This is a genomic window from Amycolatopsis sp. lyj-109, from assembly GCF_046548995.1.
Taxonomy (GTDB): Bacteria; Actinomycetota; Actinomycetes; order Mycobacteriales; family Pseudonocardiaceae; genus Amycolatopsis.
The window spans coordinates 612197-628497 of record NZ_JAJPWR010000002.1; the positions used below are offsets into that span (position 1 = coordinate 612197).

14 protein-coding genes are annotated in these 16301 nt (G+C 71.2%); 3 read left to right on the forward strand and 11 right to left on the reverse strand.

Annotation, left to right across the window (positions count from 1 at the left end):
- Positions 1–9: 9 nt before the first annotated feature.
- A complete protein-coding gene (locus ACLJQF_RS06770) occupies positions 10–2019 on the forward strand; it encodes a DUF6541 family protein (RefSeq protein WP_410607324.1) in 2010 nt (669 codons plus the stop codon).
- Between the two features lie 18 nt (positions 2020–2037).
- Here the strand turns inward: ACLJQF_RS06770 and ACLJQF_RS06775 are convergent, their stop codons facing one another.
- The gene (locus ACLJQF_RS06775) at positions 2038–2919 is read right to left on the reverse strand and encodes an LLM class flavin-dependent oxidoreductase (RefSeq protein WP_410607325.1); all 882 of its coding nucleotides are present in this window, start codon (positions 2917–2919) and stop codon (positions 2038–2040) included.
- A gap of 96 nt (positions 2920–3015) precedes the next feature.
- Here ACLJQF_RS06775 and ACLJQF_RS06780 point away from each other — a divergent pair, with 96 nt between their 5' ends.
- Positions 3016–3813 (forward strand): HAD family hydrolase, encoded by a 798-nt coding sequence (locus ACLJQF_RS06780; RefSeq protein ID WP_410607466.1) that lies wholly within the window; start codon positions 3016–3018, stop codon positions 3811–3813.
- Positions 3814–3827: 14 nt separating this feature from the next.
- Here ACLJQF_RS06780 and ACLJQF_RS06785 read toward each other — a convergent pair whose 3' ends face one another.
- The 3 genes from ACLJQF_RS06785 to ACLJQF_RS06795 are packed head-to-tail and all read right to left on the reverse strand — an operon-like array spanning position 3828 to position 7654.
- A complete protein-coding gene (locus ACLJQF_RS06785; protein ID WP_410607326.1) occupies positions 3828–4556 on the reverse strand; it encodes a lysophospholipid acyltransferase family protein in 729 nt (242 codons plus the stop codon).
- Positions 4557–4565: 9 nt separating this feature from the next.
- Complete coding sequence (locus ACLJQF_RS06790) at positions 4566–6005, reverse strand: hypothetical protein (RefSeq protein WP_410607327.1); 1440 nt, start codon at positions 6003–6005, stop codon at positions 4566–4568.
- Positions 6002–7654, reverse strand: a complete 1653-nt coding sequence (locus tag ACLJQF_RS06795; RefSeq protein WP_410607328.1) for a hypothetical protein — start codon at positions 7652–7654, stop codon at positions 6002–6004. The genes ACLJQF_RS06790 and ACLJQF_RS06795 overlap by 4 nt, the downstream gene beginning before the upstream one ends.
- Positions 7655–7919: 265 nt before the next feature.
- Between ACLJQF_RS06795 and ACLJQF_RS06800 the strand changes: the two genes are divergently transcribed.
- Positions 7920–9785 (forward strand): DUF6541 family protein, encoded by a 1866-nt coding sequence (locus ACLJQF_RS06800; RefSeq protein ID WP_410607329.1) that lies wholly within the window; start codon positions 7920–7922, stop codon positions 9783–9785.
- Between the two features lie 48 nt (positions 9786–9833).
- Here the strand turns inward: ACLJQF_RS06800 and ACLJQF_RS06805 are convergent, their stop codons facing one another.
- The 7 genes from ACLJQF_RS06805 to ACLJQF_RS06835 form a co-directional block, all read right to left on the reverse strand.
- Complete coding sequence (locus tag ACLJQF_RS06805) at positions 9834–10793, reverse strand: lysylphosphatidylglycerol synthase transmembrane domain-containing protein (protein WP_410607330.1); 960 nt, start codon at positions 10791–10793, stop codon at positions 9834–9836.
- Positions 10794–10805: 12 nt separating this feature from the next.
- Positions 10806–12050, reverse strand: coding sequence for an acyl-CoA reductase (locus ACLJQF_RS06810; protein ID WP_410607331.1), 1245 nt, complete (start codon positions 12048–12050; stop codon positions 10806–10808).
- A complete protein-coding gene (locus ACLJQF_RS06815; RefSeq protein WP_410607332.1) occupies positions 12047–13099 on the reverse strand; it encodes an acyl-protein synthetase in 1053 nt (350 codons plus the stop codon). The genes ACLJQF_RS06810 and ACLJQF_RS06815 overlap by 4 nt, the downstream gene beginning before the upstream one ends.
- A gap of 73 nt (positions 13100–13172) precedes the next feature.
- Complete coding sequence (locus ACLJQF_RS06820; protein ID WP_410607333.1) at positions 13173–14567, reverse strand: AMP-binding protein; 1395 nt, start codon at positions 14565–14567, stop codon at positions 13173–13175.
- Positions 14564–15322, reverse strand: coding sequence for an SDR family NAD(P)-dependent oxidoreductase (locus tag ACLJQF_RS06825; protein ID WP_410607334.1), 759 nt, complete (start codon positions 15320–15322; stop codon positions 14564–14566). Before ACLJQF_RS06825 ends, ACLJQF_RS06820 begins: the two co-directional genes overlap by 4 nt.
- A complete protein-coding gene (locus tag ACLJQF_RS06830) occupies positions 15315–15560 on the reverse strand; it encodes an acyl carrier protein (protein ID WP_247059911.1) in 246 nt (81 codons plus the stop codon). Before ACLJQF_RS06830 ends, ACLJQF_RS06825 begins: the two co-directional genes overlap by 8 nt.
- A 10-nt stretch (positions 15561–15570) precedes the next feature.
- Entirely contained in the window at positions 15571–16290 is a 720-nt protein-coding gene (locus tag ACLJQF_RS06835; protein WP_410607335.1) for a UDP-N-acetylglucosamine acyltransferase, read from the reverse strand.
- Between the last annotated feature and the right edge of the window lie 11 nt (positions 16291–16301).

Below are 16301 nucleotides of genomic sequence, written 5' to 3' on the forward strand. Positions count from 1 at the left end.
TGGAAAGCAGTGCCTGCACCCGAGGACTTCTGGAGCTACTTCGCCGCGGTAGCGACCTACCTGGCCGTACTGGCGGTCCCCGGCGGGGTCGTCGGGTGGGCCGCCGGCCTGCGCGGCTGGGCCCTCGCCGGGCTCGCGCCGCTGCTCAGCTACGCCATCACCGGCCTGGCCGGCCCGTGGCTGGCCATCGCGCACATCCCGTACGGCTCGCTCAGTGTGGCCGCGGTCACTCTGCTGCTCGCCGCCGTCCTGTACGGCCTCCGCCGGCTCGCCACGGCACGCGGCCGGCTCACGCCGGGTGCGGAGGAACCGTCCCTGCCGTGGACGCGCCGGGCGCACCTGGCCGTCGGAGCCTGCGTCACGATCGCCGTCGCCGTGTCGATCGCCGTGGTCGTCTCCGGCCGCGGCGGGACGACGGCGGTGTTCCAGCGCTGGGACACCGTGTTCCACGCGAACGGCATCCGCTACATCGCCGAGACCGGCGACGGCTCCCTGACCGGCATGGGCACCATCAACTGGTACCCCGGCGGCTCCTTCTACCCGAACGCCTACCACCTGGTCGGCGCCCTGGTCTACGAGCTGTCCGGGACGTCGATCCCGGTCACGCTCAACGCCGTCACGATGCCGATCGCCGGGCTGTTCGCGCTGGCCATGGCCGCCTTGGTACGCCAGCTCGGCGGCCGCGCGGTGTTCGCCGGCAGTGCCGCGCTGGTCGCCGGCGGCGCCACGACCGGGGCGTACGAGTCGGTGTCGAGCGGGCTGCTGCCGTTCGCGCTCGGCATCGTGCTGACGCCGCTGGCGGTGATCGCGCTGCACCGGTTCCTCGCGCGGCCGGGCGTGGACACCGGCGCGGTGCTCGCGCTGAGCGCGACCGGCCTGCTCGCCGCGCACTCGAGCGCGCTGTTCGGGGCGATCCTGTTCGCGTTCCCGCTGGTGGTGCAGCGCTGGTACCGGGCGCTGCGCGGCCGCCGCGTCGACGGCGTCCCCGAGGGCAGGCCCGCCTGGCGGGTCGTCGGCGGCGACGTCCTGCGGATGCTGCCGGCGATGGTGGTGGCCGGGCTGCTGTCCGCGCCGATGATCCTCGGCGCGATCGGCTTCACGTCCGGCTCCTACCCGTACCACGCCTGGGGCTCGCACATGCCCGTGTGGAAAGCCCTGGCCATGCTGGCGACGTTCAAGCAGGTGCTGCCGGTCCCGCAGATCTGGCTGACGGTGTTCCTCGCGATCGGCGTGCTGACGCTGGTGGCGCTGCGGCGGATGCGCTGGCTGGTGCTCTCGGCGCTCGGGCTGTCGGCGCTGTTCGTGGTCGTCGCGTGCTTCGGCAGCGAAGACTGGGTGATCAGCTTGTCACGCCCCTGGTGGAACGACCGGTTCCGGCTGATGGCGCTCGCCTCGATCCCGCTTTGCCTGATCGCCGCGCACGGGATGAGCGAGGCCCAGCGATGGCTGGCGAAGCTCGCGAGCGGACGCGCGTGGGTGCGCGCGCGACCGTGGCTGACCGGCCGGGTCGGGCTGGCGACGGCGGCGCTGCTGGTCGTCGCGATGGGCGTGCTGACCGGCGGGTTCTACCGCGCGGCCAACGCCAAGACGGTGTCGCTGCTCTACTACAACGGCCTGCCCGGCGAGGTGGTCCCGCCGGTCAGCCAGGACGAGATCGACGCGATGGACCGCCTCGGCACGCTCGGCATCCCCGCCGACCAGAAGGTGCTCAACGACCGGCTCGACGGCACGGCCTGGATGTACGCCCTGACCGGCGTGCACCCGGTGGCGGGCCACTACGACGCCGGCGTGGCCCCTCCCGATGCGCTCTACCTGGCCCAGCACTTCGCCGACTTCGACAGCGACCCCGAGGTGCGCGCGGCCGTTCACCGGCTGAACATCCACTACGTGCTGGTGGGCAGCGGCACCATCCGCCGGGACACGCCCATCGCGAACGGCCTGCAGCACCTGGACGGGCGCCACTTCCTGCAGGTCGTGTACCGGAACCCGGGTGCCGTCATCTACCGGATCGTGAAGTAGCGCGCAGCGGGGTTCGGGCTAGCGCAGTTCTGGGAGGACGTCGCTCGCGACCTGCTCCAGCACGGCTTCCCGGCCCTCGTAGGGCGACGACGACCGCGGCCAGTGCGAGATGACGTCGGTGAAGCCGAGCTCCCGCGCCCGGCCCACGGCGTCGCGGAACGCCTCCACGCTGCTCAGCGAGAACACCGGCGACGCGTCCAGGCTGAGGAACCGCTGGATGCTCGGCCGTTCGCGGCCCACCGCGTCCAGCCGCCGGTCGAAGACCTCGGTGAGCTGCTTGACGCCGGCCCACCACTCGTCGGCGGTCTCGCCGCCCTTGCCCGTCGTCACCCAGCCCGCGCCGAAGCGCGCGGCGAGGGTCATCGTGCGCGGGCCGTTCGCCGCGACGACGAACGGCAGCCGCGGCCGCTGGACCGGACCGGGCAGGTTGCGGGCCTCGCGGGCCCGGTAGTACTCGCCGTCGAAGTCGAACTTGTCGGTCATGAGTAGCCCGTCGAGCGCCTCGACGAACTCGGTGAAGCGGTCCGCGCGCTGCTTGGGCGTCAGCTCGGGGGCATCGAGCACCGCGCCGTCGTAACGGGTGTGGTCGACGCCCGCGCCGACGCCGAGGACGAACCGGCCGTCCGAGATGTCGTCGAGGGTGTTCAGCTCGCGCATGAACGGCACGGGGTGCCGGGCGACCGGGGACGCCACGAAGGTGCCCAGCCGGATGCGGGACGTCACCATCGCCGCCGCGGTCAGGGTCGGGACGGCGGAGAACCACGGGCCGTCGACCAGGTTTCTCCAACCCAGGTGGTCGTACGTCCACGCGTGGTCGAAGCCGTACTCCTCGGCGGCGCGCCACTTCGGCTCGGCGGCCCACCAACGATCTTCCGGAAGAATCACGATGCCTGCTCGCACAGTGCCGGACGTTATCGGCTACCACCGGCAGTCGCACGGACGGGGAAGCGTTCGCCCGAACGAGTCAGGGACAATGGCGGGGTGGAGAGACCTCTGTTGATCGCGTCCGACGTCGACGGCACCCTGCTCGGCCCCTCCGAATCCCTGACCGGCCGCACGATCGCCGCCGTCCGCCGGGCGATCGACGCGGGGGTGCCGTTCGTGCTCGCCACCGGACGGCCGCCGCGCTGGATCGCGCCCGTGGCCCGGCCCCTCGAGCTGACCGGGTACGCGGTGTGCGCGAACGGCGCCGTCCTGTACGACTGCGGCCGCGAGGAGGTCGTCGCGGTGCACGGCCTGCTGCGGCCCGAGCTGCTCCACGACATCGCGCACGCGCTGGACAAGGCCCTGCCCGGCTGCCGGCTGGCCACCGAGCGCGTCAGCGCCGGCGCCGACCACGAGATGCGCAACTTCGTGATCGAGCCGGACTACCACAACCCGTGGGGCGACGGCGAGGGCCGCACCGCGCCGCGCGCCGAAGTGCTCGGGCACCCGGCGATCAAACTGCTGGTCAGCCACCGCGGAATGACGTCGGAAGAGATGGCGAACGCGGTGAACGCGCTGTTCGACCGGGACGTCGACGTGACGTACTCGTCGTCAGGTGGCCTGGTCGAGCTGTCCGCGCACGGCATCACCAAGGCGACCGGCCTCGCCGACGTCGCCGAGCGGCTCGGCGTCGAGCCCGAGCGGGTGATCGCCTTCGGGGACATGCCCAACGACGTCGAGATGCTCCGCTGGGCCGGCCACGGTGTCGCGATGAAGAACGGGCACCCGCAGGCCCTGGGGGCGGCCGACGAAGTCACCGGCCCGGCCGGCGAGGACGGCGTCGCGCAGGTCCTCGAGCGCTGGTTCTAGCGCGAGCTGAAGGGCTAGCGGCGGTCGAGCTCGGCCGCTTCGGCCGGGGTCGGTGCCGTGCCGCCGAGGTGGGCGGGCAACCACCAGCGTTCCTCGTCGGACGAGGGCTGGGCGGGGTACTCGGCCTGGGCGCGGTCGAGCAGCGCGCTCATCCGGGTGCGCAGCTCCTTCGTGACGACGTCCCAGTCGTCGCCCTTGGCCGGGTGCATCGGCTCGCCGATCAGGATCGAGACGGGCACGTGCCGGCGGGTCAGGTCCTTCGGGCGGCCCTTCGTCCAGAGCCGCTGGGTGCCCCACAGCGCCATCGGCACCACCGGGACGTTGGCCGCGGCGGCCATCCGGACGGCGCCCGACTTGATCTCCTTGACGGTGAACGACCGGCTGATGGTGGCTTCGGGGAAGACGCCGACGACGTCGCCGGCCTGCAGCTTTTCGAGCGCCTCGCGGTAGGAGGCCAGGCCGGCGGAGCGGTCGACGGAGATGTGGTGCATCCCGCGCATCAGCGGCCCGGCGATCTTGTTGTCGAAGATCTCCTTCTTCGCCATGAACCGCGTCAGCCGCTTGGCCGGGCGCGCGCCGAGGCCGCAGAAGATGAAGTCGAGGTAGCTGATGTGGTTGCACGCGATGACCGCGCCGCCGCGACGCGGGATGTTTTCCGCGCCCTCGATCCGGATGCGGTTGTCGAGTACCCGGAACATCGTCCGGGCCGCCGCGATCACGGGCGGGTAAACCAGGTCAGCCATCCAGCCAGGTTACGGGACCGTAGGTTCGGAACGCCGGTTCAGCGGGGAAGAACACAAAACGAGGGCCACCAGGAGCGTGAACAGCGCGACGGACTGGTGCTTGATGCCCTCGATCCCGTCGCCCAGCGCCGCGGTGCCGAACTGCGTCACCGAGACGGCGAACAGGAAGGCCAGCGCGACGCCGAGCGCGGTCCGTCGCCGAAACCAGGCCCTGACCAGTACGAACAGCCACAGCGGCACCAGCGCGAACAGCCCGAGCGGGGCGAGCAGGCCGGTCAGCCACGACACCACCGGCACCCGGTACTCCTGTGCGTGCGGCGGGAATCCGGCTTCCTGGTCGAAGCTGCCCAGGTAGTCCGGCCGGGCGGTGAGCTGGTCGGTGGCAGCCCGGTCGAGCACTTCGAGGGTCCGGGCCGGGTGGGTTGCGAAGTACGTCACGACGTTCCGGCGGCTGATCTTGGCGCGGTACTGCGGGTACTGCGGGTCCATCGTCGCCGGGTGCGGGTGCCACCAGCCGTTGCCCGCGTACTGCGCGAACGACGGCGGCAGCCCGAGCTCGGCCAGGTCGGCCCGGGTGTCGTGCTTCCCGTCGACGATGTTGAGGAAGATCGAGTTGAAGACGTTGATCTCGCGGGAGTCGTCGCCCGGGAACTCGGTGTACGTGCCGTCGGGCGCCCGCGCGGGCTCGACGCTCTGCTGCGCGTAGAGCGTGACGGCGCCGATCGCGCCGATGACCAGGGCCGCCGACGCCCAGCGCTTGGCCCCGCGCAGCGTGCCCGGGCGGACCAGGAGGATCGCCGGCGCGAGGAGCGGCAGGATGGTGAGCGTCTGGACCTTGGCGTTGACCGCCAGGACGCCGCCCACGACCGTCACGGCCATTCCCGCGTAGCTCCACGGGCCCTCGCGCGCGGTCAGGAGCAGGCCGCCGACCGCGAGCAGCAGGCCGAGGAAGGCCGTGCCTTCGCCCAGGATCGCGGCGAAGTACCCGAAGAACGCCGAGTCCGCGACGACCAGCAGCAGCCCCGCCGCCACGAACAGCCGGGTCCGGCGCGGGTGCGGCAGGCCGAGCACGATCGCGGTGATCGCCGCCGCGGCGACCACGCTGCTCAGCAGGCCCAGGATGACGAGGCTCAGCGTGCCGTGGAGGCCGATCAGCCGGCCGATCCGGACGGCCAGGTCGGCGAGCCAGCTCTGCGTCAGCAGGTACGTCGGCCGGCACGGCGGGGTGCCGGGCGCGGGTGTGTAGGCGAGGTGGACGAACGGCTCGGGCAGGCCTTTCCAGGTGATCCCAGCGCCGCACAGCACGCGGCCGCCGTCGCCGTTGTTGGACATCGCGATCGGCCGCGGCACCAGGAACCGCAGCACGAACAGGGCGAGCGACGCGCCGAACACCCCGAGCCCGAGCCGCGCCTGGGCGCCCAGCTGCCGGTCCCGGGCCTCGAGCTTCACGAAGGACAGGGTACGTAGCGGAAGTCCGGGCCCTGGTCGAGGTCGGCGACCAGGGACTTCGCCTGTTCCGCGCGCGGGTAGACCGAAACCCAGTACGGCGTGCCGACGCGGCGGAAGGTCGCGACCTCGTACTTCCCCGCGTACACCGGGTCGATCGCGCAGTGCTGCCGATCGGCGTAGCCGCCGTCGGCGGGCACGGCGACGGTCGGACGGCGGCCGTTGACCACGTAGTCGTAGTCGGTCGCGACGCCGCCGTCGTGCCGTCCATCGCGGGCGATGTGGTCGTCGGTGCGGCCGAGGACGTCGATGATGAGCAGCTGCCCGCCGCGGGCGGCGAGCGCGCCGGGCGCGGCGGCACTGACCACCGAGCCGGGCGGCAGGTACTCGCCGAGCCAGCCGCCGATCTCGGTGAGCTCGCTGCCGTGCGAGTGCCAGTCGCGGACGCGGTCGAGCATCTCGGGGCTGAACACCGAGACGAGCACCGCGATCCCGGCCAGCCCGCAAGCGGTCACCGGGACCAGCCGCGTCGTGAGGGGTTTCGGCCGCGGCGACGGCTTCGCCACGATGTCCGCGGTCAGCACGCCGTACGTCCCGGCGGCCGCGACGGCGAGCAGCGGCGGCACCGGTGCCAGCAGCCGCCACGACGGACCGGGGTCGCCGCCGATGAGCACCGCGGCCGCGGCCAGCACGGGGATCATCGCGAACAGCAGCCAGAGCAGCGCCCGAGCCTCGACGGCTTCGGTGCGGCGCAGCACGAGCGCGACGGCCGAGACCAGGCCCAGCAGCACGAAGCCCTGGTGCGCCAGCGCGAACCCGGACAGGTACGGCCAGCCGCCGTCGAGGTGCTCGCCGAGCGGGCCGCCGAGCTTCGCGGCCAGCGGCGCGGGCAGGAAGTGCTGGTAGAACGTCGCGCGCCAGGCGAGCCGCGGGATCAGGAAGACCAGCGCGCCCAGCACGTACCCCACCGGCGCCCACCAGCTGTGCTTCTCCTTGAGCGCGGCGCCGACGAGCCACAGGCCGGCCAGCACGGCGACCACCAGGCCTTCCGGACTGGTCATCACGGCGAAGGCGACGAGTACCCCGGCGACCACCGGGCGGCGCGCGGCGAGCGCGTAGCCGACGGCGAGGACGAGCAGCACGAACAGCGGGACTTCGGAGCCCGAGGCCCCGTAGACCGCCAGGCCGCCGGCGCTCGCGGTGAGCACCGCGGCGGCCACCCCGATCGCGGGCCGCGGGCCGGCGCCGTTCGGGGCGGCCGCGGCGACGATCCGGTTGACCAGGAAGCAGGACACGAGCACGCAGCCGAGCGCGGCGAGGACCCCGAGGACGACCGCCGTGGTGCGGACGTCGGCGCCGAACGCGGCGCGCGGCAGGGCGACCAGCACCAGCCAGAAGAAGTTCGTGTACCCCTCGACGCGTTCGCCGGGGTTGAAGACCGGGCCGTTGCCGTCGGCGATGTTCTGCGCGTAGCGGAAGGTGACGAGCGCGTCCTCGGTGACGGTCGCGAACAGCAGCTGGTGCAGCAGGGAGAGGCCGAGCGTGAGGGTGAGGACGAAGGCGCGCCAGCCGCGGTCGGCGTCGAGGCGGGCCCAGGTCAGCACCACGATCGCGGCGACGACCAGCCACGCCACCACGACCGCGTAGACCACCCGGCCCCCTCCGCCTCGGCACCGCACCCGCCCGGCTCTTCGGCCAGGTTATCGATCGTCGGCGGCGAAGTGTTTCCTGTGGACCGATCACGAGCCCGAATGGGGGATGGATCACTTCGCCGGCGACAGTCAATCAGGGAAATTCACCGCCCAGAATAACCCGATCGGGTGTTGCCCCGGAGGGCCGAAGTGACGTCCTGAAAAAACGCCGATCGAGGTATCACCTCGGCGCGACGGACCGGTCATTCCCGGCTTACTCTCCACCGTGCTCTGCGTAGGCATCGCCATTGTCGTCATCACCGGCCCCGGCCTCCTGATCGGTCTCGCCGCGGGTTTGCGCGGCTGGGTCCTGGCCGGGATGGCGCCGCTGCTGAGCTACGCCGTCGGCGGGCTGACCGGTCCGTGGGCCGCCGCGGCCGGGCTGTCGTTCACGCCGCTGACGTACGGCGTCTCGACCGTCGCGTTCACGGCGATCGCCTTCGGTGTCCGTACGTTCACGGTGCGCGACCACTGTCCGGAGCCGCCGTTGTGGGCGCGCCGCGGGCACCTGGCGGTACTGGCCTGCCTGCTGTTCGCGGCGGCCATCGGGTGCTGGGCGGCCCTGCTCGGGCTGGGTCACATCGGCGCCCTGCCCCAGGGCTTCGACGCGGTCTACCACGGCAACGCCGTCCGCTACCTCGCCGACACCGGCGACGGCAGCCTGTTCGGCACGGGCCACGTGAACTGGTACGGCGACGCGGCGCCGGTGTTCTACCCCAACGCCTACCACCTGCTGGCGGCGGTGACGTACCGGCTCGGCGGGGCGTCGATCCCGGAGACGCTGGACGCGAACACCGTGCTGTTGCCGGGTCTGCTGGCGTTGTCGCTGGTGACGCTGGTGCGGGAGTTCCGCGGCCGGGCGGTGCTCGCGGGCGCCGTGGCGCTGGTGGCGGTGGCGCCGGTGACGGGCGTCTACGAGTCGATGAACCGCGGGCCGCTGCTGCCGTTCGCGCTGGGCGTGACGCTGACGCCGCTGGCCGCGGTGGCGCTGCGGCGGTACCTGGAGCGGGCCGCGCCGGACACCGGGCTGGTGCTGGTGCTGGCCGCGGTGGGGCTGCTGTGCATCCACTCGTCGACGTTGTTCGGCGGGATCCTGTTCGCCGGCCCGATGCTGGTGCAGCGCCGGCTCGCGGGATGGCGCCGGCTCGGCCGCGACCTGCTGGCGTTGCTCCCGATCGCGGTGGCGTCGCTGCTGGTGGCGTGGCTGCAGCTGTTCGGAGCATTGGGTCTGGCGTTGCCGTACTACGGCTGGCCGAGCGAGTACCGCGCCTCGACGGCGTTGGGTGCGCTGCTGGGGTTCCAGCACTTCGAGCCGCACCCGCAGGTGTGGCTGTCGGTGGCGTTGTTCCTGGGGATCGTGTTCTTCGCGCGGGCGGGCGAGCTGCGCTGGATCGGCCTGACGGCTTTGGTGACGGGGTTGGCGTACGTGGCGGTGGCGTCGTCCGACGCGCCGATCGTGATGGCGCTGTCCCGGCCCTGGTGGGACGACCCGTTCCGGTTCTTCTCGATGGCGGCGGTCCCACTGTCGGTCCTGGCGGCCCACGGCTTGGCGTCGACGCAGGCCTGGCTGCGTGACCGGCTGCCCTCCCGGGTCCCGGCTGTCGCGTTGCTGGTCCTGCCGGGGTTCGTGCTGCTCTCGGACGGGCTGTACGTCCGATCGAACGGGGACGAGGTGTACCCGGGCTACCAGGCGGCGGACCCGTCGACGCTGCGCGTGACACCCGGCGAGGAGACGGCGATGGCGAAGCTCGGCACCTTGGCGGCCCGCGGTGAGTGGGCCATGAACGACCGGTTCGACGGAACCGCGTGGACTTACGCTTTGACGGGAATTCGAACGGTCGCCGGACATTTCGACGAAACTTCCCCACCGTCGGACGCGGTGTTGCTGGCGAACCGCTTTCGAGACTATTCGACGGATCCGGCGGTCCGGGCGGCGGTGCGCCGGCTGAACATCCATTGGGTCATTTTGGGAAAACCGTCCGGCGACCCGGGCAAGCCATATCAGCCGGGGTTGACCGGATTGGCGGGCGAGCCGTTCTTGACGCCGGTGTACCGCAACCCGGACGCGGTGATCTACCGACTGACGCCCTGAGTTGTCCACATGTGCGCAAGGGCTGTGGACAACCTGGGGACAACTGGCTCACACGGGGGTGGCGACCGTGCGGGCCGCGACCGCCGCGAAGCCGGCCGTCAGGAGGTCCGCCACCGTGAACATCACCCGGGAGGCCACCGCGAACGCCGTGGCCTGGCCGACCGTCAGGCCGCTCGCCGTCAGGACCGCGACCTGGGCCACCTCACGGACGCCGACGCCGCTGGGGAGGATGAACGCGAACGTGCCCACCGTCATCGCCACGGCCATCGCGCCCACGCACAGCACGAAGCCGCCGATGCCCGGGGTGCCCACCGAGTTGGCCAGCAGCCACAGGTGGACGCCCTGCAGGCACCACGCCGCCGTCGAGGCGCCGAAGACCTTGCCGATCACGCGCCAGCCCAGCGGGTGCGCCAGCGGCGGGCGGCGGAGGATCCGCAAGACCAGCGAGGTGCCCCAGGTCAGGATCTTCGGGTGCAGCATCGCCAGGCCGAGCGGGATGAGCACGAACAGCCACAGCGCGCGCGGGCTGTTGCTGAACACCGCCGGCGCCGCCAGGAGCGACACCACCAGCGCCGACACCATGCCCACGCCGAGCTGGATCAGGGAGCCGGTGAAGATGCGGGCGCGGGCCAGGCCCGCCTTGCGGCCCAGCTCCATCTGCAGCAGGTACGCCCAGACCGAGCCCGGCACGTACTTGCCGAGCGAGCCGACCAGGCAGATCTGTGCGCCGCGGGCGTAGCCGATCGGCTCACCCAGGTCGTCGACCATCACCTGCCAGCCCCAGGTCGACACCAGGATCGCCGCGACCAGGGCGACCAGGCTCAGCAGAGACGACTCCCAGGCGACGTCACGCAGGGTGTGCCAGAACTCGCCCCAGTTGGCCGCCAGCTGCTTCGCCGCGAAGCCGATGACCAGCAGGATCGCCACCCACCGGACGACGTCGAGGATCTTCGCCCGGGTGGACTTCGGCTGCTTGCCGGCAGCCGGCAGGTCCTCAACTGTCGTCATCGACGGCTCTCCTCAGGCCTGCACCGTGACCAGGCGGCTGAACTCGGAGAGCAGATCGTAGCCGTCCCACACCGCCGAGAAGGTCAGGGCGGAGCCGAAGGGGACGATCCGGTCGACGCCGCGGCCCGCGAGTTCGTGCGCGAACGCCGTCAGCTCCTCGGCCGTGAAACCGAACTGGCTGACGGTCTGGTCCTTCCGGAGGACGATCGGCACCAGATCCGCCAGCGAGGACACCCGCGCGTTGGCGAACGTGCCCGCGCCGAGCCACTCGCGCGGCAGCACCGCCGGGTCGGTCAGCTCGAGCGTCGCCAGGCCGTTGCCCTGGAACTCGATCTCCTTGACCAGGCCGTCGACCGCCGCGCCGTACGCCGAGACGCGCTTCTGGACCGCCATCGCGGGCTCGGTGACGTGCTGCTTCGTCTCCAGCACCGCCGCCAGCAACGTCCGGAACTCGCTCCCCGCGGCCTGCGCTCCGGCTTCGTCGCCGACCCAGAACACCGCGCGCGGCGACGAGCAGGCGGCCTGGTCGAACCAGTACGAGTCGTTGTAGAAGCCCTCGGCGGCCGCGCGACGCTCTTCGGCGGACGCGCGCTGCCAGCCCGCCACCGACGCGACGGCAAAAGACGAGCGGTCCGGGAACGTCAGGTCACGCGCGTGCGGCGCCAGGGGGTACTTCCGCAGGGCCGCGACCGAGCCGTCGCCGCCCCAAATGACGCGCAGGTCGGCGGCCAGCGACAGGGCGCCGCTCACCTCGTCGCTGCGGTCGTACGTGACCATCCGCTGGGTCGCCGTGATCGCGGCGGCGGTCGAAGGGTCCACTTCGGACAGTGCCGCGTTCAGCGCCTCCAGCACCGCCTCGGCCGCCCCGGCCGAACGCGACGAGACCCGCACGACGTTGTGGTTGCCCGCCAGCGCGGACAGCGCCCACGAGTAGACGAAGATCGTGTCGACGTTCGCCGGCGGCACGTGGAACACCAGCCCGCGCGGGAACCGCAGCGCGTTCCCCGAAGTGTCCAGAGTGGACAATGCCTTGGCGATTTCCCCCTTGCGCAGGAAGAAACCGAGGGAGGCGAGCTCCGGGAACCGGCGCGCGGTGGCCGGGGCCAGCAGCTTGCGCGCGAACTTAGTGACGAACTCGATGATCCGCGGGTCGCCGACCTTCAACCGGCCACCCGGCGGCTCGGCGCGCAGCTGGTCGGCCAAGTCACTCACGGAAACCGCCGGAGCAGCGGGGAACCGCTGGGTCAGAGAAGTCATGCCGCCGCTCCCGAGAACGTGTCCGAACATCCGCGGGCCTCCGCCTTCGGCAGCCGCCCGAGCACGGAGAAGTGCTTGCCCGGCCAGTCGCCGTCGTCGATGCCGTTGCAGACACCCAGGTCTTCGGTCAGCAGCACGTGGCCCGGGTAGGACCGCGGCAGCGTCGAGACGACCTCGATCACGCCCGGCTCCCCGACCGGCTGCTCTTCCCACGTCTCCGGGTTCCGGATGACGACGTCGGCGAAGTCCGGGCAGTACAGCGAGTTCCCGGACGGGCCTTCGAGGAACACGGTGCCGATCTGCTCGATCATCCCGTAGTAGTTGTGGATCCGGGTGAGGCCGGTGTCCTCTTTGAACCGCCGCCGGAACTCGGTGTTGTCGACCGCGCGGTCGATCAGCTTCTTCCAGCCGCCGGAGTGGATGAGGGTGCCGTTCGACAGGTCGAGACCGTGGTCCCGCGCGACCTCGTACAGGTACTGCCACACCATGAACGTGAAGCCGAAGATCAGGAAGGGTTTGTCGCCGTACTCGGCCAGGAACTTCTTGACCGCTTCGATGTCCGGCTGGTCGTTCTCGTCGAGCACGTAGGTGTGCTTGCGGCCGAAGTTCGCCATGCCCAGCACGCCCGCGCCGCGCGCGGAGAACGAGCGGCGGTTCTTGATGATGCCGATCGTGTCGACCATCAGCATCGGCAGCCGCTCGCCGCCGAGGACCTCCTGCAGCGTCGCGCCCAGCTGCTTCGTCTGCGCGCCCGCCGCCTCCTTGTCGAGGTAGATCCGCGACGCGCCCGCGCCGGTGGTGCCCGACGACGTCAGCGTCTTGAACACCTCGCTGTCCGGGACCGACTTGAGGTCGTGCGTCTTGAACATCCGCACCGGCAGCCACGGCAGGTCGGCGATCGAGCCGAAACGCGCGTCCGAAGCGATGCCCAGCGAGGAAAGGATCCGGTCGTAGCCCTCGGAATTCGCCCGGTGGTGGGCGGTGAGCGAAGCCAGCTCGGGCAGCAGCAAGGCTTCCCGATCGGCCCGCGACCGCGTGAACACGCTCATGCGCCGACCTCGCTGACGCTCAGGTCGGCCTGAGCGGCAAGCGCTGTGTTGAATGATTCGCTCGCAAGCTCCCTCATACCCGCCCCTCCAAGGTCCGGTAGTCGATCTTGCCGCTGGCCAGCAGCGGCACGGTGTCGATCGGGCGGACGTCGAACCCGCTGACGTGCAGGTGCAGCCGCTCGGACAGCGCCCGCGACGCGTCCTTGCAGATGTCCTTGTCCACCCCTTCGGCGAACAGCACGACCTTGTCCCCGGCGGCCACCGCGGCCACCACGTCGATCCCGACCGCCGCGGTGCGCGCGGCCTGCTCGAGATCGTCGAGGCTGACGCGGTTGCCGAACACCTTGCCGATGCGCTTGAGCCGCCCGGTGATGAAGAGGTAGCCCTCTTCATCGACGTACCCGAGGTCACCGGTGGCCAGCACGCCGCCGTATTCGTCGCCCTTGGCCAGTCCGGACTCGTCGTCCGCATAGCCCATCATCACGTTGGGCCCACGGTAGACGACCTCACCGACAATTTTCGGGTGCGTGGTCTCCGAGCCGTCGTCCCGGCGGACCGCGAACTTCCCGCCCGGCAGCGCCGGCCCGGCGGAACCGAGCTTTTCGGCCAGCTTTTCGGCGGGCACCGTCGTCATCCGCGGCGACGCCTCGGTCTGGCCGTACATGACGTACATCCGGCCGCCGACGGCGAGCATCTTGGCGTTGAACTCGGCGATCAGTTCGTCGCGCAGCCTCCCGCCGGCCTGCGTCAGCGTCCGCAGCGTCGGGTACTTCGCGGGGTCGAACTTGAGCCGCCGCAGCATTTCGTAGTGGTACGGGACACCCGAAAGCGACGTGACGCCGTAGGTGTTCACCGCGTCCCAGAAGCCGCGGCCGAGCACGCCGGACGGCTCGATCACGACGGTCGCGTCCCGCACCAGGTGCGAGTTCAGCACCGACAGGCCGTAGCTGTAGTGCAGCGGCAGGCAGGTGGGCGCGACCTCGTCGGCGTCGATGTGCAGCACCTGCGCGATGGCGTCGGCGTTCGAGAGGATCGCCTGGCGCGAGAGCCGGACGAGCTTCGGGTTGCCGGTCGATCCGCTGGTCGGCAGCAGGACGGCGAGGTCGGGGTGCGGCACGACACCTTCGGCCGACGTGCGGACCCAGTCGGCGCCCTGCGCGGTGTAGCCGTCGGGCGCGTCGCCGGAGGCCGACAGCACGGCCGCCGGCCGGAACCGCGAAACGAGCCCGGCCAGCACGTCGGCGTCCAGCGCCGGGTCGATCAGCGCGATCGCCCGCCCGGACTCGAACGCGCCCAGGTAGGTCAGCACGCTCGGCAGATCGATCGACATCCGCGCGAACACGACACCGGTCGGCAGCGCGCTCAGCGCCTCCATCGCGCGGCCGACTCCGGCCGACAGTTCCGCGCCCGCCAGCGTGCGGCCCCCGGCCACGTCCACCAGCCGAGCTCCCGCACCCAGCAACGTCACAGCACCAAGCCTCCGTCGATCCCCAGCACCTGGCCGGTGATGAACGACGCTTCGTCGCTCACCAGGAACCGGATCGCGTTCGCCACTTCTTCGGGCCGGCCCAGGCGCCCGAGCGGCGTCCGGCCCGAGTTTTGGGCCTTCGCGTCTTCGCTCAGGCCCGCGGTGAGATCGGTCTCGATCACGCCCGGCGCGACGGCGTTGACGCGGATGCCGGACCGGCCGAGCTCCTTCGCCGCCGACCGCGCGATGTTCGCAACGGCCGCTTTCGACGCCGCATACACCGTCTGACCAGCGCTTCCGTGCTCGCCGACGATTGAAGCCAAAACGACGATCGCGGCTGTGCTTGTGCCTCTATCGCCGGCGGGCGAGGCTTTCTTCCGCATCATCGCGCGGGCCGCGGCCTGGACGGTGTGCAGCGTGCCGGCGACGTTCGTGCTCAGCGTGGTGTCGACGAGCTCTTCCTTGATCATGCCGAGGAGCGCGTCCTCCATGATCCCGGCGTTCGCGACGACGATGTCGAGCTTGCCATGCTCCTTCGCGACACCCCTGACCAGCGAAGACACCGCCTTCGCGTCGGTGACGTCGAGCGCGAGCCCAGAGGCGCCGACGGAGGCGGCCGCCTCCTTGGCGCGAGCCTCGTCACGTCCGGTCAGCACCACCGTCGCGCCCGACTCCACCAACGCGCGGGCGGTGGCCAGGCCGATCCCCCGCGTCCCGCCGGTGACGAGCGCGACACGACCCGACAAATCAGTCATTCTTCGACTGCAGCTCGGTGACCATGTCCACGGCGACCTTGAAGCTCGACATGTCGATGACCTGGTCGGTGTCGAACTCGACGTCGAACTCGTCCTCGATGGCCGCGACCAGCGCCATGTGGCCGACCGAGTCCCACGCCTCGATCTCGCGGTACTTCAGGTTCTCGACGTCCACGTCGCCGTCGAGGTCCAGTGCCTCGACGAAGACCTCGCGCAGCTTGGGGGCGACTTCCGACATCTGACAGCTCCTAGTGCTCTTCGCGCGGGCGGGCGTCCCACGCCTTTACCAAGGTAGAGAGGTCTTCGGGCAGCGTGACGTCCGGGAGACCTTCCTTGCCCTTGAGCCACGGCCCGAGGGCCTCGATCGTCTCCTCGTCGAGACCGCGGCGGGACAGGCCCACGACGTTCACGCCGGTGACGCGGGCCGGGTTGCCGACGGCGATGGTGAACGCGCCGATCTCGCGCCGCACCGCCGAGCCCATCCCGACCATCGCGCCGGGGCCGATCACGACCGTCTGGTGCAGGATCGCGCCCATGCCGAGGTTCGCGCCGTCCCAGATGTGGCAGTGGCCACCCGTGACGGCGTTGGAGGCGATCGTGACGCCGTCGCCGACCAGGCAGTCGTGTGCGATGTGGGAGTTGCGGAGGAAGTAGCTGCCGCTGCCGACGGTCGTTGTCCGCCAGGTCCCTTGGTGGACACTCACGTACTCGCGGATCCGGTTGCGGCTGCCGATGACCACCCCGTGGCCATCGTGATCAGGGTCACCGGTCGGTGTGTCTTCCCAGGCCGCGGGATGGGGACGGCTACGGTCCTCGCCGGGCGTGCCGATCGTCACGTGCGGGCCGATCCAGTTGCCGTCGCCGATGCGGGTGGGCCCGGCGATCACCGCGAACGGCCCGATGACGTTGTCCTCGCCGAGCTCGACGCCTTCGCCGATGACGGCGGTCGGGTGGATGCGGTTGGCCACGGGCGGGTATC